At 74.7% G+C, this 19,652-nt stretch carries 18 protein-coding genes and 1 pseudogene; 1 reads left to right on the top strand and 18 read right to left on the bottom strand.

The window, feature by feature from the left end; all coding sequences use genetic code 11:
- Nucleotides 1-137: 137 nt before the first annotated feature.
- A pseudogene (locus BLW63_RS11745) lies at nucleotides 138-383 on the top strand (transposase); the annotation flags it as partial.
- Nucleotides 384-475: 92 nt separating this feature from the next.
- On the opposite strand, the gene BLW63_RS11740 reads toward BLW63_RS11745, so the two are convergent.
- The 18 genes from BLW63_RS11740 to thrS all read right to left on the bottom strand — a co-directional run bounded on the left by BLW63_RS11740 (nucleotide 476) and on the right by thrS (nucleotide 19,576).
- Nucleotides 476-2,947, bottom strand: coding sequence for a RelA/SpoT family protein (locus BLW63_RS11740; protein WP_091155754.1), 2,472 nt, complete (start codon nucleotides 2,945-2,947; stop codon nucleotides 476-478).
- 92 nt (nucleotides 2,948-3,039) lie between these two features.
- Complete coding sequence (locus BLW63_RS11735) at nucleotides 3,040-3,633, bottom strand: adenine phosphoribosyltransferase (RefSeq protein WP_091155750.1); 594 nt, start codon at nucleotides 3,631-3,633, stop codon at nucleotides 3,040-3,042.
- Entirely contained in the window at nucleotides 3,630-5,045 is a 1,416-nt protein-coding gene (gene secF, locus BLW63_RS11730) for a protein translocase subunit SecF (RefSeq protein ID WP_091155746.1), read from the bottom strand. Before secF ends, BLW63_RS11735 begins: the two co-directional genes overlap by 4 nt.
- Complete coding sequence (gene secD / locus BLW63_RS11725) at nucleotides 5,042-6,730, bottom strand: protein translocase subunit SecD (protein WP_091155744.1); 1,689 nt, start codon at nucleotides 6,728-6,730, stop codon at nucleotides 5,042-5,044. Before secD ends, secF begins: the two co-directional genes overlap by 4 nt.
- A 14-nt stretch (nucleotides 6,731-6,744) precedes the next feature.
- Nucleotides 6,745-7,080 (bottom strand): preprotein translocase subunit YajC, encoded by a 336-nt coding sequence (gene yajC / locus BLW63_RS11720; RefSeq protein WP_091155741.1) that lies wholly within the window; start codon nucleotides 7,078-7,080, stop codon nucleotides 6,745-6,747.
- Between the two features lie 156 nt (nucleotides 7,081-7,236).
- Complete coding sequence (gene ruvB, locus BLW63_RS11715; RefSeq protein WP_342028707.1) at nucleotides 7,237-8,361, bottom strand: Holliday junction branch migration DNA helicase RuvB; 1,125 nt, start codon at nucleotides 8,359-8,361, stop codon at nucleotides 7,237-7,239.
- Between the two features lie 52 nt (nucleotides 8,362-8,413).
- A complete protein-coding gene (gene ruvA / locus BLW63_RS11710) occupies nucleotides 8,414-9,055 on the bottom strand; it encodes a Holliday junction branch migration protein RuvA (protein ID WP_091155738.1) in 642 nt (213 codons plus the stop codon).
- Nucleotides 9,052-9,618 (bottom strand): crossover junction endodeoxyribonuclease RuvC, encoded by a 567-nt coding sequence (ruvC, locus tag BLW63_RS11705; protein ID WP_091155735.1) that lies wholly within the window; start codon nucleotides 9,616-9,618, stop codon nucleotides 9,052-9,054. Before ruvC ends, ruvA begins: the two co-directional genes overlap by 4 nt.
- 204 nt (nucleotides 9,619-9,822) lie before the next feature.
- Complete coding sequence (locus tag BLW63_RS11700; protein ID WP_091155733.1) at nucleotides 9,823-10,575, bottom strand: YebC/PmpR family DNA-binding transcriptional regulator; 753 nt, start codon at nucleotides 10,573-10,575, stop codon at nucleotides 9,823-9,825.
- Between the two features lie 156 nt (nucleotides 10,576-10,731).
- The gene (gene pdxT, locus BLW63_RS11695) at nucleotides 10,732-11,385 is read right to left on the bottom strand and encodes a pyridoxal 5'-phosphate synthase glutaminase subunit PdxT (RefSeq protein ID WP_091156253.1); all 654 of its coding nucleotides are present in this window, start codon (nucleotides 11,383-11,385) and stop codon (nucleotides 10,732-10,734) included.
- An 11-nt stretch (nucleotides 11,386-11,396) separates the two neighbouring features.
- The gene (locus BLW63_RS11690; RefSeq protein ID WP_211517088.1) at nucleotides 11,397-12,512 is read right to left on the bottom strand and encodes a heparan-alpha-glucosaminide N-acetyltransferase domain-containing protein; all 1,116 of its coding nucleotides are present in this window, start codon (nucleotides 12,510-12,512) and stop codon (nucleotides 11,397-11,399) included.
- 4 nt (nucleotides 12,513-12,516) lie between these two features.
- Nucleotides 12,517-13,440 (bottom strand): pyridoxal 5'-phosphate synthase lyase subunit PdxS, encoded by a 924-nt coding sequence (gene pdxS / locus BLW63_RS11685; protein ID WP_170856739.1) that lies wholly within the window; start codon nucleotides 13,438-13,440, stop codon nucleotides 12,517-12,519.
- Nucleotides 13,441-13,483: 43 nt separating this feature from the next.
- Complete coding sequence (locus BLW63_RS11680) at nucleotides 13,484-14,035, bottom strand: LemA family protein (RefSeq protein ID WP_091155726.1); 552 nt, start codon at nucleotides 14,033-14,035, stop codon at nucleotides 13,484-13,486.
- 11 nt (nucleotides 14,036-14,046) lie between these two features.
- A complete protein-coding gene (locus tag BLW63_RS11675) occupies nucleotides 14,047-15,270 on the bottom strand; it encodes a glycosyltransferase family 4 protein (protein ID WP_091155722.1) in 1,224 nt (407 codons plus the stop codon).
- Entirely contained in the window at nucleotides 15,270-16,292 is a 1,023-nt protein-coding gene (locus BLW63_RS11670; RefSeq protein ID WP_244522517.1) for a phosphatidylinositol mannoside acyltransferase, read from the bottom strand. The genes BLW63_RS11675 and BLW63_RS11670 overlap by 1 nt, the downstream gene beginning before the upstream one ends.
- On the bottom strand, nucleotides 16,289-16,945 hold the full coding sequence (gene pgsA / locus BLW63_RS11665; protein ID WP_091155720.1) for a phosphatidylinositol phosphate synthase: 657 nt from the start codon (nucleotides 16,943-16,945) through the stop codon (nucleotides 16,289-16,291). Before pgsA ends, BLW63_RS11670 begins: the two co-directional genes overlap by 4 nt.
- 1 nt (nucleotide 16,946) lies before the next feature.
- A complete protein-coding gene (locus BLW63_RS11660) occupies nucleotides 16,947-17,522 on the bottom strand; it encodes an HIT family protein (RefSeq protein ID WP_170856738.1) in 576 nt (191 codons plus the stop codon).
- Entirely contained in the window at nucleotides 17,519-19,576 is a 2,058-nt protein-coding gene (gene thrS / locus BLW63_RS11655; RefSeq protein ID WP_091155716.1) for a threonine--tRNA ligase, read from the bottom strand. The genes BLW63_RS11660 and thrS overlap by 4 nt, the downstream gene beginning before the upstream one ends.
- Nucleotides 19,577-19,652: the final 76 nt, after the last annotated feature.

Here is a 19,652-nt window from a genome sequence, read left to right as displayed (position 1 = left end):
GCCCTCCGCTCCTCGCGGCAGCAGTCGCGACGGACAAGCACCTCCTCGACTCCCATGGGGATCGAGGTGACCTTCGTGCAAGATCAGTTCGGCGTGCCTCCCCCGTTCGATGACTCGGTCTGTCGAGGCTGTGCTGGGTGATCGAGGAGCTCGTCCCTGACCGGCTGTGGGACCGGGTCGCCCCGCTGCTGCCGCCGCCGAGACCCCGCCGCCACCGTCATCCGGGCCGCCGGCCGATCGGTGACCGGGCTGCACTGGCCGGGATCGCCTTCGTGCTCACGACCGGCATCACCTGGAATCAGGTGCCGTCGACCCTGGTCGGCTGCTCCGGGGTGACCTGCTGGCGGCGGCTACGCGACTGGACCGAGGCCGGCGTCTGGCCGGAGGTCGGACGCCGAACACCATCTGCAGGTCCATCCCGGACCTCCCGGGCCCAGCGCGCAACAGCCGGCCGCAGGTCCTGCCCCCGACTCGACTAGGCAGTCACGCGCTCGACGTCGAAGACGCCCTCCACGCTGCGGACCGTCTGCAGCACCGCGCCGAGGTGCGCCGGGTCGGCCAACTCGAAGGTGAACCGGCTGATCGCCACGCGGTCGCGGCTGGTCTGCACCGACGCCGACAGGATGTTCACCCGCTCGTCGGCCAGCGCCTTGGTGACGTCGGAGAGCAGCCGGTGCCGGTCGAGCGCCTCGACCTGGATCGCCACCAGGAACACCGACCCGGGCTGCGAGGCCCACTCGACCTCGACCAGCCGCTCAGGCTTGCGCTCGAGGTCGGCGGCGTTGGTGCAGTCGGTGCGGTGCACGCTCACCCCGCCGCCGCGGGTCACGAAGCCGAGGACGCCGTCACCGGGCACCGGGGTGCAGCACTTGGCGAGCTTGGCCCACACGTCGGTCATGCCGTGGACGACGATGCCCGGGTCGCCGCCGGAGGAGCGCCGGTGCACCGGGCGGCGCATCGGGATGGTGGTCTCGGCGATGTCCTCGACCGCGCCCTCGGTGCCGCCTAGGGCCGCGATCAGCTTCTCGACGATCGACGAGGCCGAGATCTGGTTCTCCCCGACCGCGGCGTACAGCGCGGTGACGTCGGCGTAGCGCAGGTCCTTGGCCAACGTGCCGAGCGCGTCGCCGCCGAGCAGCCGCTGCAGCGGCAGGCCGGCCTTGCGCATCGCGCGGGTCAGCGCCTCCTTGCCCGCCTCGACGGCGTCCTCGCGGCGCTCCTTGGTGAACCACTGGCGGATCTTGGTGCGTGCCCGGGAGGAGCCGACGAACGACAGCCAGTCCTGCGACGGCCCGGCGCTCGGCGACTTGGAGGTGAAGATCTCGACGACGTCGCCGTTGCCCAGCTTGCTGTCGAGCGAGACCAGCGTGCCGTTGACCCGGGCGCCGATGCAGCGGTGGCCGACCTCGGTGTGCACCGCGTAGGCGAAGTCCACCGGGGTGGCGTTGCCCGGCAGGCTGACCACGTCGCCCTTGGGCGTGAAGACGAAGACCTCCTGCGGCCCGAGGTCGTACCGCAGCGTCTCCAGGAACTCGCCGGGCTCCTGCGCCTCTCGCTGCCAGTCGAGCAGCTGCCGCAGCCACAGCATGTCGTCGGGCGACCCGGTCTTGCCGCCGCGGCCCTCGCCCGGCGCCGGCCGACCGCCCGACCTCGCCTTCTCCTTGTACTTCCAGTGCGCCGCGATGCCGTACTCGGCGGTCCGGTGCATGTCGTGCGTGCGGATCTGCAGCTCGACCGGCTTGCCCTGCGGCCCGATCACCGTCGTGTGCAGGGACTGGTACATGTTGAACTTCGGCATCGCGACGAAGTCCTTGAACCGGCCGGGCACCGGCTGCCAGTGCGCGTGCATGATGCCCAGCGCCGCGTAGCAGTCGCGCACCGAGTCGACCAGGATGCGGATGCCCACGAGGTCCCAGATGTCGGTGAAGTCGCGACCGCGGACGATCATCTTCTGGTAGATCGAGTAGTAGTGCTTGGGCCGGCCGGTGACGACGGCCTGGATGCCCGCGGCCTTGAGCTGCTCGGTGACGGCGGCGGCGACCTCGGCCAGGTAGGTGTCCCGGGACGGCGCCCGCTCGGCGACCAGGCGGACGATCTCGTCGTAGCGCTTCGGGTAGAGCGTCGCGAACGCGAGGTCCTCGAGCTCCCACTTGATGGTGTTCATGCCCAGCCGGTGGGCCAGCGGGGCGAGGATCTCCAGCGTCTCGCGCGCCTTCCTTTCCTGCTTCTCGGGCGGGAGGAAGCGCAGCGTGCGCATGTTGTGCAGCCGGTCGGCGAGCTTGATGACCAGCACCCGGGGGTCGCGGGCCATCGCCACGATCATCTTGCGGATCGTCTCGGCCTGGGCGGCGTCGCCGAGCTTGACCCGGTCGATCTTGGTGACGCCGTCCACCAGGTGGGCGACCTCGGGGCCGAACGCGTCGGTGATCGACTCCAGCGTCTGGCCGGTGTCCTCGACGGTGTCGTGCAGGAGCGCCGCGACCAGCGTCGTGGTGTCCATCCCCAGCCCCGCCAGGATGGTCGCCACGGCCAGCGGGTGGGTGATGTAGGGGTCGCCGCTCTTGCGCTTCTGCGTGGCGTGCGCGCTCTCGGCGAGGTCGTAGGCCCGCTGCAGGAGGGCCAGGTCGGCCTTGGGGTGGTTCTGCCGGTGCAGCGCGGCCAGCGGCTCCAGCACCGGGCGGACCACCCCGCTGCGCTGGCCGGCGACGATGCGGCGGGCCAGCCGGTCGCGCACCCGGCGCCGCGGCGGGCCGCCCGGCGCGTCCTCCTCGCCGGGGGGCTCGGCACCTACGTCGTCGGGACGGCGGATCACGGGTCGGCTCGGCAGTGGCTGCCGGTCGCCCCCGTCGGGCGACCCGGCCGGGAGGGCCGGCGCTGCGTCACCGGCCGGGAGGGCGGGCGCGTCGGGCCGCGCGCCAGCCACGTTGGTGGCGGCGTCGGGGCCCATGGCGACTCCTGCTCGGCCGTCGGTCGGGTGGCCCTCCCCATGCTAGACGCGCAGGCCCGGCCCGCGACCCCACCCGGAGGGTCGGCTTCCTCTCAGGTGGTCCAGAGGGCGTGCACGGCATGGGGAGCCAGCCGCTGGCGGCCGCCGAGGTCGACCAGCTCGATCACCACCGACACCGCGACGACGACCCCGCCGAGGGCCTCGACCAGCTGGACGCTGGCGGCCAGCGTGCCGCCGGTGGCCAGGACGTCGTCGACGAGGAGCACCCGCTGCCCGGGCGTGATCGAGTCGGTGTGCACCTCGAGGGTCGCGGTGCCGTACTCGAGGGTGTAGTCGGCCGACAGTCGCTCGCGCGGCAGCTTGCCGGCCTTGCGCACCGGCACCACGCCGACGCCGGCGTCCAGCGCCACCGCCGCGGCGAGCAGGAAACCGCGCGCCTCGACGCCGACCACGACGTCGTAGCCGGTGCCCCCGGTACCCGACGGAGCCAGGGCGGCCGCGCGGGGGTCGCCGAGGGACGGCGCGGCCAGCCCCTCGACCGTGCGGCGGAAGGCCGGCCCGTCGGCGAAGACCGGTGTCAGGTCGCGGAAGACGACCCCCGGCTCGGGGAAGTCCGGGATCTCGACGGCGTGCGAGGCGATCAGCTCGTCGAGCGGGGTGCTGTCCGCCGGCGCGTCGGCGCTCACCGGCGCTTCCGCCCGCCGGAGCGGCGGGTGCCCGGCTGCTGGGGCCGGGCACCGGGCCGCGGCGCGGCGGTCGCGCCGCTGCGGGCGGGCTGCGGCGCCCGCCCCGCGTCGGGACGCACGGATTCCGGCGACTCGACCACCAGGTCGGCCCGGGCCGGGCCCAGGTCCTCCTCGCGCTCGGCGAGAGCGACCCCCGCCGGCCGGCGGGCGGCGCCGCCGGCACGGCGGGCGCTGGCGACCGGGCCGGCCCCGGTGGCGCGGTCGGCGCCCTGGCGCGCCTGGGACGACCGGCGGGCCAGCACACGGCGGCGCAGCGCCTGCACCCCCGGCTCGCGCTCCTTGAGGTCGGCGACGATCGGGGTGGCGAGGAAGATCGACGAGTAGGCACCCGCGGCCAGGCCGACGAACAGCACCAGCGCGAGGTCCTTGAGCGTCCCGACGCCGAGCAGCCCGGCACCCACGAACAGCAGGCCGGCCACCGGCAGCAGCGCGATCACCGAGGTGTTGATCGAGCGCATCAGCGTCTGGTTGACCGCCAGGTTGGCCGCCTCGCCCCAGGTCATCCGCGCCGACTTGTCCAGGTCCTTGACGTTCTCGTCGACCTTGTCGAACACCACGACGGTGTCGTACAGCGAGAAGCCCAGGATGGTGAGGAACCCGATGACCGTGGACGGGGTGACCTCGAAGCCGACCAGCGCGTAGACGCCGGCGGTCACCACGATGTCGTGCAGCAGCGCCGCGATCGCGCCGACCGCCATCTTCGGCTGGAAGCGCACCGCCAGGAAGGCGATGACGGCGACCAGGAACACGGCCAGCGCGACCAGCGCCTGGTTGGTGATGTCCTGCCCCCACTCGGCGCTCACCGCCTCGGGGCTGACCTGGGCCGGGGTCACCCCGGCCGCCGCAGCGACGGCGTCCACGACCGCGCGCTCGGTCTCGTTGTCCAGCGCGCCGGTGCGCAGCAGCAGGGTGTCGCCACCCACGACCTGCGCCGAGGCCACCTCGGCACCGGCGTCCTCCGCGGCCTGCTCCACCTGCGCGAGCTGCTCGGTGCTGCCCGGCAGCCGCAGGCTGTTGCCGCCGGCGAAGTCGATGCCGAAGTTGAAGCCCCGGACGACCATCGCGGCGATGCACAGCAGCACCACGACGGCGGTGATCTGGTAGATCAGCCGGCTGCGGCCGACGACGTCCAGCCCGGCCTCGCCGTTGTAGAGCCGGTGCGACAGCGAGCCGCGGCGGCGCGCGGGCCGGGGGCCGGTCTCGCCCTCCCGGGGCAGGCCCGCGTCGGCCAGCGCGGTCTCGTCGGCGGCCGCGGTGGCGTCGGCGGTCGCGGTGCGCGCGGCCGCCGCCTCGTCCGCGTCGGTGCCGACCGGCAGCTCGTCGGCGTCCGGTCGGGGGTCGCGGCCGGTCATGCGTCGCTCCTGTCCTGCGCGGTGCGGCCGGTGCCGGCTCCGACGAGCTCGCGGTCGGCGGAGGGACGGCGTTCCGGCGTCACGCGCGCGCGGTCGAGGTGGCGGCCCAGGCCGGAGAAGCGGCTGCTGCCGAACACCTTGTACCGGGCCAGCACCGCCATCAGCGGGTGGGTGAAGAGGAAGACGACGACCAGGTCGAGCACCGTGGACATGCCGAGGGTGAACGCGAAACCCTTCACGTCGCCGATCGCCAGCACGTAGAGGATCGCGGCGGCGAGGAAGCTGACCGCGTCGGCCGACAGGATCGTGCGGCGGGCCCGGACCCATGCCCGCGGCACCGCCGAGCGCAGCGTGCGGCCCTCGCGGATCTCGTCCTTGAGGCGCTCGAAGTAGACGACGAACGAGTCCGCGGTGATGCCCAGCGACACGATGAACCCGGCGATGCCGGCGAGGCTGAGCGTGAAGCCGATCTGGCGGCCGAGCACAACCAGGACGGCGTAGACGACGACCGCCGACAGCAGCAGGCTCGCGATCATCACCAGGCCGAGCAGGCGGTAGTAGAGCAGCGCGTAGACGAAGACCAGCGCGATGCCGATGGCACCGGCGATCAGGCCGGCCTCCAGCTGCTCGGCGCCCAGCTCCGTCGAGATCGACTGCGCGGTGGCCTGCGTGAAGGTCAGCGGCAGCGCGCCGTAGCGCAGCTGGTTGGCCAGCTCCTCGGCGCTCTCCTGGTCGAAGGAGCCGGTGATCGTCGTCGGGTTGCTCGTGATCGCGCCCTGGATGGTGGGCGCGGAGATGACCCGCCCGTCCAGGGTGAAGGCCACGTTGTTGCCGACGTTGGCCGCGGTGTAGGCCGCCCAGGTGGACTCGGCGTCGCTCTCGAAGTCCAGCAGCACGACCCACTCGCCGGTGGCCTGCTGCGTGCCGGCGCTCGCGTCGGCGACCTGGGTGCCCTCGATGATCGCCGGGCCGAGCAGGTACTTGGCCGAGCCGTCCTCGGTGCACGCGGCGACGAAGCTCTCGGGCAGGTCGATCTCGGGGGTGGTGTCCTCGGGGTCGCAGGTCAGCGTGGCGTACTCCGCCGCGGCCGCCTCCTGCGTCACCGGCGGGGCGCCGGGCTCGGGCAGCGAGGGGTCGGCGACGGCGCCGTCGGACGGCGCGGCCGGGTCGCTCGGCGCGGCGCCGTCGGTGGGCGCCGTGGGGTCGGTCGGCGCGGCTCCGGTGGGCGCGGCCGGGTCGCTCGGCGCGGCGGGGTCGCCGGGTGCCGCGGGCTCCCCCGGGGCCGGGGTCTCCGCGGCCGCCGGGGCGGCCGGCTCCGGGCCCTGGACGACCGGGCGGAACCGCAGCTGCGCGGTCTGGCCCAGCTCGCGCGCCTGCTCGCCGTCGTCCCCGGGAACGGAGATGACGATGTTCGAGTCGCCCTCGGTCACCACCTCGGCCTCGGCGACGCCGAGGCCGTTGACCCGCTGCTCGATGATCTGGCGGGCCAGCTCGAGCTCGGTCGGGTCGGGGGCCTGGCCGTCGGGCGTGGCGGCGGTGAGGGTCACCGTCGTCCCGCCGCGCAGGTCGAGGCCGAGCTGCGGGGTGCGCGTGTCGCCGGTGAGGAAGACCAGGCCGTACAGGACGGCGACGACGAGCAGGAAGACGCCGAAGTACCGGCGCGCCGGGAGCGTGCGTTGGGCCACGGTGCGCCTCCGGGTCAGCGGGTGCGGTCGGCCGGGCCGCCGTCCGCGTCGTCCCCGGGCAGGACCGTGCCGTCGGCGGCCGGGCCGGCCACCGCCGGCCTGCGGATCTCGAGGACCGCCTGCCGGGCGAAGGTGACGACCACGCCGGGGGCGATCTCCAGGTCGACGGTCCCCTCACCGAGCGCGGCGACGGTGCCGTGCAGGCCCGCCGTCGTCAGGACGGGGATGCCCGGGGTCAGCGACTCCTGCAGTGCCCGCTGCTGCTCCTGGATCTTCTTGCGCTGCCGCGCCGGCACGACGATGAGCAGCACGAAGGCCAGCACGAGGATGACGAGCGGGAACAACTCCACGACAGATGTGCCTCTCTACCGCGGCGTACCGGCCGCGGTGGGTGCGGCCCGGGACGGGGCCGCTCGGGTGCGTCGGCTGCGGCGCGGGGTATCCGGGCGACCGTGCGGAGCGCGCGCGGGCGACGCCGGACGAGTTGCGCGCCAGCGCTCCGCAGTCTATGCGTCGAACAGCGTCTCTGACGACGACCCCGGGGCCTGTGGGTCGGCTGTGACCCGACCGAGGGGGACGCCACCGCGCGGCAGCGGCTGACCGAGGTGCTGCCAGGCCGCCTCGGTGGCCACCCGGCCGCGCGGGGTGCGGGCGAGCAGGCCGGCGCGGACGAGGAACGGCTCGCACACCTCCTCCACGGTGTGCGGCTCCTCCCCCACCGCCACGGCCATCGTCGCGACGCCGACCGGCCCCCCACCGAAGCGCATCACCAGCGCCTCCAGGACGGCGCGGTCGAGCCGGTCCAGGCCGAGGTGGTCGACGTCGTAGAGGGCGAGCGCGGCCTCGGCGACCGCGCGGGTCACCCGCCCGTCGGCGCGGACCTCGGCGTAGTCGCGGACCCGGCGCAGCAGCCGGTTGGCGATGCGCGGGGTGCCCCGGGACCGGCCGGCGATCTCGGCCGAGCCGTCCGCGGTGAGCTCGACGCCCAGCAGCGCGGCACTGCGGGCCAGCACGCGCTCGAGCTCGGCCGGCTCGTAGAACTCCATCTGGCCGACGAAGCCGAACCGGTCGCGCAGCGGCCCGGTGAGCAGGCCGGCGCGGGTGGTCGCGCCGACCAGCGTGAACGGGTTGATCTCCAGCGGGATGGCGGTGGCCCCGGGCCCCTTGCCGACGACGACGTCGACCCGGAAGTCCTCCATCGCCATGTAGAGCAGTTCCTCGGCCGGCCGGGCGATCCGGTGGATCTCGTCGATGAACAGCACGTCGCCGGGCGCGAGGTTGGACAGCATCGCGGCCAGGTCGCCGGAGCGCTCGATCGCCGGGCCGCTGGTGATCTTCACCGCCGTCCCCAGCTCGGAACCGATGATCAGGGCGAGGCTGGTCTTGCCCAGCCCGGGCGGGCCGGAGAGCAGCACGTGGTCCGGCGGGCGGCCGCGCCGCTTGGCGCCCTCGAGGACGAGCTCCAGCTGGCGGGCCACCTTGGGCTGGCCGATGAAGTCGGTCAGCGAGTGCGGCCGCAGCGCCGACTCGACGACCCGCTCCTCGTCACCGGCCCCCGCCGACACCGGGACGTCGCGGGCGAGGCCCTCCGCGGGCTCGGCGGACAGCCCGCGGTCGAAGGGGCCGCTCACCGCGTCACCTGGTCACTCGCGGCCGACGGGGCCGGCACGGTCACGGAGCCGCTCACGACCGCCCCAGCATGCGCAGCGCCTGGCGCAGCAGGACGGCGACCTCGACCGAGCCCGAGGCGGTGACCTGCTCGTCGGCCAGCGGGGCGAGCTGGACGATCGCCGCGTCGGCCTCCTTGGCCGTCCAGCCCAGGCCCACCAGGGCCGAGGTCAACTGGTCACGCCACGGCGCGACGGGGGTCACGCCCGGCAGGCCGGCGGGCGCCACCACGCCGTCGAGCTGGGTGTCGGTCGTGGTCGCACCGAGCCGGTCGCGCAACTCGAGGATCAGCCGCTCGGCGCCCTTCTTGCCGATGCCCGGCACTTGCATGAGCGCCTTGACGTCGGCCATCGACACCGCGCGGCGCACCTCGCGAGGCGGGTGGATGGCCAGCACCGCCTGCGCCAGCCGCGGCCCCACGCCGTTGGCCGTCTGCAGCAGCTCGAACAGCTGGCGCTCGTCGTCGTCGGCGAAGCCGTAGAGGGTGAGCGAGTCCTCGCGGACCACCAGGCTGGTCGCCAGCCGGGCGCTCTCCCCCACCTGCAGCCGGGCGATGGTGCCCGGCGTGCACTGCACCGCCAGGCCGATGCCGCCGACCTCGACCACCGCGCCGTCGGGGGACACCGCGGCGACCCGGCCGTCGACCGACGCGATCACTTCGACAACCCCTGCCAGCGCGGCAGCGTCCGCTGCACCACCGGGGCGCCGATCCCGCCGGCCAGGGCGGCCACCCTGAGCCGCTGCTGCGCCGGCCCGCGCCAGGCGTGGCAGACCGCCAGCGCCAGCGCGTCGGCGGCGTCGGCCGGCTTGGGGGCCGCCGTGAGCCCCAGCACCCGGGTGACCATGAGGGTGACCTGCTCCTTGTCCGCGCGGCCGCTGCCGGAGATGGCGGCCTTGACCTCGCTGGGCGTGTGCCAGGCGACCGGCCGGTCGGCCTGCGCCGCGGCCAGCGCCGCCACGCCCGCGGCCTGCGCCGTCCCCGTGGCGGTGCCCTTGTTGTTCTGGGTGAAGACCCGCTCGATCGCGACGACGTCGGGCCGGTGCTCCCGCAGCAGCGCGGTGACGGCGGTGTGCAGCTCGAGCAGCCGCAGCTCCAGGTCGAGCTCCGCGGCGGTGCGCACGACCCCCACGCCGACGGCGACCGGCCGCGCGCCGGGGCGCCCGTCGACCACTCCCCACCCGCACCGGGTGAGGCCCGGGTCGATGCCCAGCACCCGCATGGAGGCGCCTCCTGATGTCAGCCGAACTGGTGTTCGACCCACGCTAACCGCCCGGGACGACAGCCGGGCACGACACGCCCGCGCCAGCTGACGTGATGGGACAGCCCCCTTGCAGGGGCCCGCCGCGAGCCCGGTGAGTCGCTGGAACGGCCACCGTTCAGAGACCCGCGCCGAGCTCGCGAGGCGTGGGGGAAGGGTGGTCCTTCACCCGATCTTCTCGAGCACCTCGTCGGAGACGTCGTAGTTGGCGTAGACGTTCTGCACGTCGTCGCAGTCCTCGAGCGCATCGATGAGCCGGAACACCTTGCCCGCGGTCTCCTCGTCGAGCTCGACCGAGACGCTGGGCACGAAGCCGGCGTCGGCGGAGTCGTAGTCGATGCCGGCGTCCTGCAGGGCGGTGCGCACGGCGACCAGGTCCGTCGGCTCGCACACGACCTCGAAGCCGTCGCCCAGGTCGCGCACCTCCTCGGCGCCGGCGTCGAGCACGGCCATGAGCACGGTGTCCTCGTCGACGCCGTCGGACTTCGGCACCACGATGACGCCCTTTCGGGAGAACAGGTAGGAGACCGAGCCGGGGTCGGCCATCGACCCGCCGTTGCGGGTCATCGCCGTGCGGACCTCCATGGCCGAGCGGTTCTTGTTGTCGGTCAGGCACTCGACGAGGACGGCGACGCCGCCGGCCGCGTAGCCCTCGTAGGTGATCGTCTGGTAGTCGACGCCGCCGGCCTCGAGACCGGCACCCCGCTTGACCGCGCGGTCGATGTTGTCGTTGGGCACCGAGCTCTTCTTCGCCTTCTGGATGGCGTCGAACAGCGTCGGGTTGCCTGCCGGGTCACCGCCGCCGGTGCGGGCCGCGACCTCGATGTTCTTGATCAGCTTGGCGAAGAGCTTGCCGCGCTTGGCGTCGATCCCGGCCTTCTTGTGCTTCGTCGTCGCCCACTTGGAGTGGTCGCTCACGAGTCCTCCTCGCTGGCGCTCGTCGGCCGCGTTCGCGGCCCCGCTGCCGTGCTCGCCGGTGAGCTCGCGAGCTCGCTCACGAGTCCTCCTCGCTGGCGCTCGTCGGCCGCGTTCGCGGCCCCGCTGCCGTGCTCGCCGCTGAGCTCGCAGGCTCGCTCACGAAGTGCCCCTCCCGTTCCCGGCGTCCACGCCGGCCTGCTCGGCCAGGTGACGGCGGACGATGTCGACGAACAGCGCGTGCACCCGGCGGTCCCCGGTCAGTTCGGGGTGAAAGCTGGTGGCCACCAGGTTTCCCTGGCGGACCGCGACGATCCTACCGTCGGCCGGTCCGCCCACGACCCGGCCGAGGACCTGCACCCCCTCCCCCGCCTGCTCCACCCACGGTGCCCGGATGAAGACGGCGTGCACCGGGCCGCCGGCCACGCCGTCGACCTCGACCCGCGACTCGAAGGAGTCCACCTGCCGGCCGAAGGCGTTGCGGCGCACGGTCACGTCCAGCCCGCCGACGGTGACCTGGTCCGGCGGGGCGTCCAGCAGCCGGTCGGCCAGCACGATCATCCCGGCGCAGGAACCGTAGACCGGCAGGCCCGCGGCCACCGCCGCGCGCAGCGGCTCGAGCAGGCCGAACCGGGCGGTCAGCCTGGCCATGGTGGTCGACTCCCCACCGGGGACGACGAGCGCGTCGACCGCGGCCAGCTCCTCGGGACGGCGGACCGTCACCGCCTCGGCGCCCAGCTCCCGCAGCGTCGCGAGGTGCTCCCGGACGTCGCCCTGCAGGGCCAGCACACCGACGACGGGGGTCCGGGACACGAGGTACCAGGCTACGGCCCGGCCGCCCGCTGCGAACTCCAGGTCAGCAGCCGCTCCAGCGGTCCCCGGCCCAGCCGCCAGCGCCACACCGACGCCAGCAGCAGGGCGGTGAGCGTGAAGCGCACCCAGGTGCCCCAGTCGTCGGAGGAGTCGACCTCCAACAGCCGGATGGCCACCAGCTGCGCGGTGTAGACCGACAGCGCCAGGGCGCCCACCGAGGCCAGCGGGTACGTCAGCCGGGGCAGCAGGTCGGCGACCACCAGGCACGCCCCGATCACGGCGACCGCGACCCCGCCGGAGCCGACCACCTCGAACGTCGTCGACGTGTGCGGCTGCGCGCCCGCGAACCAGACCGCGTCCCAGTCGCCGGAGGCACCGAAGCCGGCCTCAATCCCGTCCAGGTCCTGCCCCGGCGCCAGCTGCCGGGTGCTCAGCCAGCCGCCGAGGTAGCCCAGCACCGCGGCGCCGGTCCCGCCGGCGAGCAGGCCCGCCCGCACCCGGGCCGCTCCCAGGTCCAGCCGGCCGACCGCGAGCCCGACCAGCACGAACGCCAGCCAGACCGCGGCCGGGTAGTAGCCGGTGACCAGCAGGAAGGCGAAGGCGCCGCCCTCCTCGTCGCGCGCCGTGGCGTACTGCCCGACCGCGAGGGTGAGCGGCGGCGCGGCCAGGGCGACGACGCCGGCGGCGAGCAGCAGCCGCGCGGGCGGCCAGCGCAGGAAGGGCAGCGCCAGGACGAAGAGCACCGCGTAGACGCCGAGGATCACCGCGACGAAGGTGTCGAGCAGCTCCAGGACGCCGCCGATCGCGAAGACCCACGCCGCGCGGACCAGCACGCGGGTGCGCGCCCGGGCCAGCTCGCGGCCGGCGTACGGGGTGCGACCGCCCGAGATCAGCGCGATGGAGACCCCGGCCAGCGTGGCGAAGAGGATCGACGACCGGCCGTCGACCAGTGCCCGCCAGGTGGCCGGGTCCCAGCCCAGCTGGCCGGTGTCGCCCAGGTGCGCGCCGAACATCCCCAGGACGGCGAGGCCGCGGGCGACGTCGAGGCCGCCGATCCGCCGTCCGCCGGCGGTCTCCCGCGACGGGCGTGCGGCGACGCGATCGACCTCGTCCCGCTGCGCCGTCACGGACTCACCAGCCGCGGGTGGCGTACCGCTCGCTCTCCGGCAGGGTGGCGACGTTGATGCCGACCATCGGCTCGCCGAGCCCGCGGGAGACCTTGGCGATCACGTCGGGGTCGTCGTGGAAGGTGGTCGCCTGCACGATCGCCGCGGCGCGCTGCGCCGGGTCGCCGGACTTGAAGATGCCCGAGCCGACGAACACGCCCTCGGCACCCAGCTGCATCATCATCGCGGCGTCCGCGGGGGTGGCGATGCCGCCGGCGGTGAAGAGCACGACCGGCAGCTTCCCCAGCCGGGCCACCTCGGCGACCAGGTCGTACGGGGCGCGCAGCTCCTTGGCGGCGACGAACAGCTCGGTCTCGTCGAGCGTGCCCAGCCGGCGGATCCCGGCGCGGATGGCCCGCATGTGGCGGGTGGCCTCGACGACGTTGCCGGTCCCGGCCTCGCCCTTGGAGCGGATCATCGCCGCGCCCTCGGCGATCCGCCGCAGCGCCTCGCCCAGGTCGGTGGCGCCGCAGACGAACGGCACGGTGAACGCGCTCTTGGCGATGTGGTGCGCCTCGTCGGCCGGGGTGAGCACCTCGGACTCGTCGATGTAGTCGACCCCGAGGCTCTGCAGCACCTGCGCCTCGACGAAGTGGCCGATGCGGGCCTTGGCCATCACCGGGATCGAGACCGCCTCGATGATCCCGTCGATCATGTCGGGGTCGCTCATCCGCGCGATGCCGCCCTGGGCGCGGATGTCGGCGGGCACCCGCTCGAGAGCCATGACGGCGACCGCGCCGGCGTCCTCGGCGACGCGGGCCTGCTCCGGGGTGACGACGTCCATGATGACGCCCCCCTTGAGCTGCTCGGCCATGCCGCGCTTGACGGCCATGGTCCCGGTGGTGCTGGTGCCGGTGGTGCTGAGGGGGGTCGCGCTGTGCTCTGCCACGGGACTGCCTCGGTCTCGGACGTCGGGAGGGTCGCCCCTGATGCTACGGGCGCGCCCGGCCGCCCCCGGCGGCGCTGCCGGTGACCTCGCGCAGGTCGTCCTCGATGTCGAAGAACCGGGGCACCGGCCGGGACGCGTGCAGCCGCAGCAGGCTGGGCAGCCGGCGGGTGCGCAGCGCGGCGGTGTCCCGGACGGCGTCGTTGTAGAAGCGGCGGGCCAGGCCGATCCGGGTCGCCGTCCCGTCGAGGTCGGCCCGCAGTGCGGCCGGCACGCCGGGCAGGTCGGCGGGCAGCTCGCGCAGCTCGCGGCCGAGCGCGTTCTCCGCGTGCTCGCGGTCGCCGGACCGCGGCGCGCGGACCTCCCGGGCGCACGCCGCCAGCCGGGCGGCCCGCTCCTCCCCCACCGCGCCGGCGTGCTCGCGGGCGAGCTCGGCGGCGAGGGCCGCGCGCCGCGTCAACTGGGTGTCCAGGGCTGTCCAGGCCCGCCCGACCCGGGCCTCCAGGCGGCGCAGCCGGGTGAGCGTCCACGCCACCCAGGCGGCCAGCAGCAGGACGACGACGGCGGCGGTGAGCAGCAGCCAGACGTCGGGGGTCACGACGGGTCAGGCTAGCGCTGCACCCACCGCCGCAGGGCCGACCAGGACGGCGGGTCACCCGGGCCGGTGGCGAGGCCGGCCAGCCGCTCGTCGTCGTCGTCGGACGCGGTCACCTCGCCGCTGCCCGGCAGCACGACGGTCTCGTAGACGGCGAGCACCCGGCGGGCCACCACCGACCAGTCGTACTCCGCGGCCACCCGGCGGCCGGTCGCGGCCAGCCGCGCGCGGCGCGGGGGGTCGGCCAGCAGGTCGGAGAGGGCACGGGCGAGCTCGCGGGCGTCGCCGCGGCGGACCAGGACGCCGGCGGCGCCGTCCTCGAGCACCGCGGCGAAGGCGTCGAGGTCGCTGGCGACGACCGGCGCCCCGGCGGCGAGGGCCTCGATGAGCACGATGCCGAAGGACTCCCCCAGCAGGTTCGGCGCGCAGTACACGTCGACCGACCGCAGGAAGGCCCCCTTCTCCGCCTCGCTGAGCTCGCCGAGCAGCGACACGTGCGGCGCGAGGTCCTCGCCGAGCAGCTCCCGGACGGCGTCGGGGTCGCCGCGGCCGGCGATGAGCAGCTGCGCGCCGGGGTGCCGGCGGACGACGGTGGGCATGGCCTCGAGCAGCACCGGCAGCCCCTTGCGCGGCTCGTCGTAGCGGCCGAGGAAGCCGATGGTCGGCCCGTCGACGCCGCGGCTGCGGCCCGGGAGCGAGGGCCCCGCAGCGAACGCGCGGACGTGCACGCCGTTGGGAATGATCACTGCGTCGCCGCCGAGGTGCTCGACCTGCACGCGGCGGGCGAAGTCCGACACCGCGATCCGCCCGGAAATCTTCTCCAACCAGGGCCGCACGAGCGGGCCGAACGCGGCCAGGGTCTTGGACCGGGTCGTGGCGGCGTGGAAGGTGGCCACGATCGGGCCCTCCGCCATCATGCAGACCAGCAGGCCGACCGACGGCGGCACGGGGTCGTGCACGTGGACGACGTCGAAGTGCCCCTCGCGCAGCCAGCGGCGCACCCGGGTGGCACTGACCGGGCCGAACTGCACGCTGGCCATCGAGCCGTTGTACGGGACGGGCACGGCACGCCCGGCCCACGTCGCGTGCGCGTCGGGCAGCGACTCCTCGCGCTCGGCGGGGGCGAGCACCTCGACGTGGTGGCCCAGCCCGCGCAGCGTCTCGGCCAGGTCGCGCACGTGGTACTGCACGCCGCCGGGGACGTCCCACTGGTAGGGGCAGACCAGGCCGATGCGCATCAGGCGTCCCGCGGCGGGTCGGGTGGGACGTCCGCCCAGATCCGGCCGGGCACGTGCCAGTCCTCGGGACGCTCGGCGATGCCGGCGGTGAACGCGCCGGCCACGCCCTGCATCGCGGCGGGCACCCGGTCGCGGAGCCGGCCGGGTCCGTGGACCGGCACCTCGGGCCGGACGTCGAAGGCCCAGCCGCGGTCGGTGAACCGGCAGATCGCGGGGTGCAGCGCGGCGCCGGTCCGGGCCGCCAGCAGGGCGGGCCCACCCGGCATGGTCGCCCGCCGGCCGAAGAAGTCCACCGGGACACCGCCCGCACCCAGGTCGCGGTCGACCAGCAGGCAGACCCAGCCGCCGCCGTCCAGCCACTCGCCCAGCACCGCCGAGCTCGACCGCGGCCCTCCGGTGAGCGGGACGACGCGCATGCCCAGCGTCTCCCGGAACGCCAGGAACCGCCGGTACAGCGACTCCGGCCGCAGCCGCTCGGCCACCGTCATGAAGGGCCCGCCCAGGAAGTCCACCAGCCACACGCCGGCGGCGTCCCAGTTGCCGCTGTGCGGCAGCGCGAAGACCACGCCGCGGCCGTCGGCCCGGGCCCGCTCCATGTGCTCGACACCGGAGCTCACGGTGTCGGCCACGATCCGCTCCCGGGACAGCCGGGGCAGCCGGAACGCCTCCTGCCAGTAGCGGGCGTAGGAGCGCATCCCCCGCGTGGTCAGCTCGTCGAGCGCGGCCTCGTCCAGCCGGCCGCCGGTCGCGACCCGGAGGTTGGCGCGCAGCTGCCGCACCCCGCGGCCCTCCCGCGCGGCGGCCCAGCGGCCGGCCGCGTCGAAGGCGCCCCGCGCCACCGGCTCGGGCAACGCCCGGACCGCGCGCCAGCCAGCGGCGTAGCCGAGGTCGGTCAGCTGTGCCGTGGCGCGGGCCCGCAGCCCCGGCTGCCCGGACACCAGCCGGAGCCCGGCAGCCGTCTCCCGCGACCCCGTCCCCGCCGACCGCGCCGCCGCGGCGTCGGCCCCGGGCGCGTCGGTCACGGCACCACGCCCTGGGCGGGCGGGGCGGGCGGGGGCGGGGTGGGCAGGGCCCGACCGCGGGCCTGCCGGTGGACCTCGGCGAACCGCTGCGCGACGGTGACCGCGCTGCCCACGGTGAGCACCCACAGCGCCACGTGCAGCGCGTACGGGATGCCCAGGCCCAGGAACCCGGTACCGACCAGCACGAGGATCAGCCGCTCGGTGCGCTCGACGACGCCGACGTCGCAGCGCAGCCCCATGCCCTCGGCGCGGGCCTTGACGTAGGAGGTCAGCATCCCGAGGACCAGGCACAGCAGCGCCAGCAGCACGATGAGCCGGTTGTCCCCGGCCCCGGAGAACCACCAGACCAGCGCGCCGAAGATGGCCGCGTCGGCGGCGCGGTCGCCGGTGGAGTCCAGGACCGCGCCGAACACCGAGCCGCCGCCGCGGGCGCGCGCCAGGGCGCCGTCGAGCATGTCGAGCAGCACGAAGACGGTCACGGTGAACGCGCCCCAGAAGAGCTGCCCGGTCGCGATCAGCCCGACCGCGCCGCCGATCGCGCCGAGCGTGCCGAGCAGCGTGACCGCGTCCGGGGTGACCCCCGCGCGGGCCAGCCGGGCCACGACCGGTGCCCAGAACCGGCCCACCGCGGCGCGGGCGTTGACGCCGAGCACCTCAGGCCCCCGGCACCGGCCGGCCGTCCGGCCAGTGGTGGGCCAGCAGCGCCCGCGTCTCGCGCAGCACCTGCGGCAGCACGCGGGTCAGCCCGATGACCGGCATGAAGTTGGTGTCCCCGCCCCAGCGCGGCACCGCGTGCTGGTGCAGGTGGTCGGCGATCCCCGCGCCGGCGACCGAGCCCTGGTTCATGCCGATGTTGAACCCGTGCGCCCCGGAGACGGCACGCACCACCCGCATGGCCGTCTGGGTGAACTCGCCCAGCTCGGCGACCTCGGCGGGCGTGAGGTCGGTGTAGTCGGGCACGTGCCGGTAGGGCACCAGCATCAGGTGCCCGGCGTTGTACGGGTACAGGTTGAGGACGGCGAAGACGGTCTCGCCGCGCGCGACGACCAGCCCCTCCTCGTCGTCCATCTGCGGGATGAGGCAGAACGGGCAGTCGTGGGCGCCGGTGGGCTTGCCCTCACCGCGGATGTAGGCCATGCGGTACGGCGTCCACAGGTGCTGGAACACCGTGGTCGGCCCCTCGTCCGCGGTGACGGGGAGCCGGTACGCCTCCGGGACCTCGCCGCTCATCCGGCCACCAGGGCCTCGGCGATCGGGTCGGTGTTGGCCCGGCTGGCGACCCACTCGGCGATCGCGGGGACGGCCTTCTCCACGGGCACGCCGTTGTGCTGGCTGCCGTCGCGGAACCGGAAGGACACCGCCCCGGCCTCGGCGTCGGTCGCCCCGGCGATGAGCACGAAGGGCACCTTCTGCTTGCTGGCGGTGCGGATCTTCTTCTGCATCCGGTCGTCGGAGTCGTCGACCTCCACCCGGATGCCGCGGGCACGCAGCTGGAGCGCGACGTCCCGCAGGTAGCCGACCTGCTCGTCGGTGACCGGGATGCCGACCACCTGCACCGGCGCCAGCCACGCGGGGAACGCCCCGGCGTAGTGCTCGGTGAGGACGGCGAAGAAGCGCTCCATCGACCCGAACAGCGCCCGGTGCAGCATCACCGGGCGCTGCCGCGAGCCGTCGGCGGCGGTGTACTCCAGGCCGAAGCGCTCGGGCAGGTTGAAGTCGACCTGGATCGTCGACATCTGCCAGCTGCGGCCGATGGCGTCGCGGGCCTGGACGGAGATCTTGGGGCCGTAGAACGCCGCGCCGCCCGGGTCGGGCAGCAGCTCGAGGCCGGAGTCCAGCGCCGCCTGGCGCAGCGCCTCGGTGGCGGCCTCCCAGCTCTCGTCGGTGCCGACGGACTTCTCCGGGTCCCGTGTGGACAGCTCGAGGTGGAAGTCCGACAGGCCGTAGTCGGCCAGCAGCCCGAGGACGAAGTCGAGGAGGCCGCGCAGCTCACCGGGCATCTGCTCGGGGGTGCAGTAGATGTGCGCGTCGTCCTGGGTGAAGCCGCGGGCGCGGGTCAGCCCGTGGACGACGCCGGACTTCTCGTACCGGTAGACGGTGCCGAACTCGAACAGCCGCAGCGGCAGCTCGCGGTAGGACCGGCCGCGGGACCCGAACACCAGGTTGTGCATGGGGCAGTTCATCGGCTTGAGGTAGTAGTCCTGCCCCTGCCGGCGCACGTGGCCCTCGGTGTCGCGCTCCTCGTCGAGCTGCATGGGCGGGTACATGCCCTCGGCGTACCAGTCGAGGTGACCGGAGACCTCGAACAGCCGCGCCTTGCTGATGTGCGGGGTGTTGACGAAGGAGTAGTCGGCCTCCTCGTGCCGCCGGCGGCTGTAGTCCTCCAGCTCCCGCCGGACGACGCCGCCCTTGGGGTGGAACACGGCCAGACCCGAGCCGATCTCGTCGGGGAAGCTGAACAGGTCCAGCTCCGCACCCAGCCGGCGGTGGTCGCGCCGCTCGGCCTCGGCCACCTGCTCCAGGTGGGCCTTGTGCGCCTCCTTGCTCTCCCAGGCGGTGCCGTAGATCCGCTGCAGCTGCGGGTTCTTCTCGCTGCCCCGCCAGTAGGCGGCCGCCGACCGGGTCAGGCTGAACGCGGGGATGCTGCTGGTCCGCGGCAGGTGCGGACCGCGGCACAGGTCGGTCCAGACCAGGTCGCCGGTGCGCGCGTCCCGGTTGTCGTACATGGTCAGCTGCGCGCCGCCGACCTCGACGTCGGCGCCGTCGGCAGCCTCACCCGCGCGCCCCTTGAGCCCGATCAGCTCGAGCTTGAACGGCTCGTGCGCGAGCTCGGCCTGGGCGTCGGCGTCGCTGATCTCCCGCCGGGAGAAGTACTGGCCGGCCCTGACGATCTCCTGCATCCGCTTCTCGAGGGCCGCGAGGTCCTCGGGCGTGAAGGGCCGCTCGGGGTCGAAGTCGTAGTAGAAGCCGTTCTCCACGGGCGGCCCGATGCCCAGCCGGGTGCCCGGGAAGAGGTCCTGCACCGCCTGCGCGAGCACGTGCGCGGTCGAGTGGCGGATGACCGCGCGACCCTCGGGGCTGGCGGCGGGCACCGGCTCGACCTCGGCGTCGGCCTCGGGGGCCCAGGCGAGGTCCCTGAGGTCGCCGGTGGCCAGGTCCCGGACGACGACCGCGCCGTCGGCGCCCTTGAGCGGGATGCCGGCCGCCTTGAGCGCGTCCTGGGCCGTCGTCCCCGCCGGCACCCGGATCGAAGCGGGAGCGGCGAGGGTGGGCGCGGCTGACACGGGGGCTCCTGCGGGGTCGAGGATCGGGTACCTCCGAGCCTAGTGCGCGGCGCACGTCACCCCCGGACGCCCGGGC

The sequence above is a fragment of the Geodermatophilus africanus genome, from assembly GCF_900107105.1.
Taxonomy (GTDB): Bacteria; Actinomycetota; Actinomycetes; order Mycobacteriales; family Geodermatophilaceae; genus Geodermatophilus; species Geodermatophilus africanus.
Note: the sequence above shows the minus strand (reverse complement) of the source record. Positions and strands in the feature narration are given on the sequence as shown.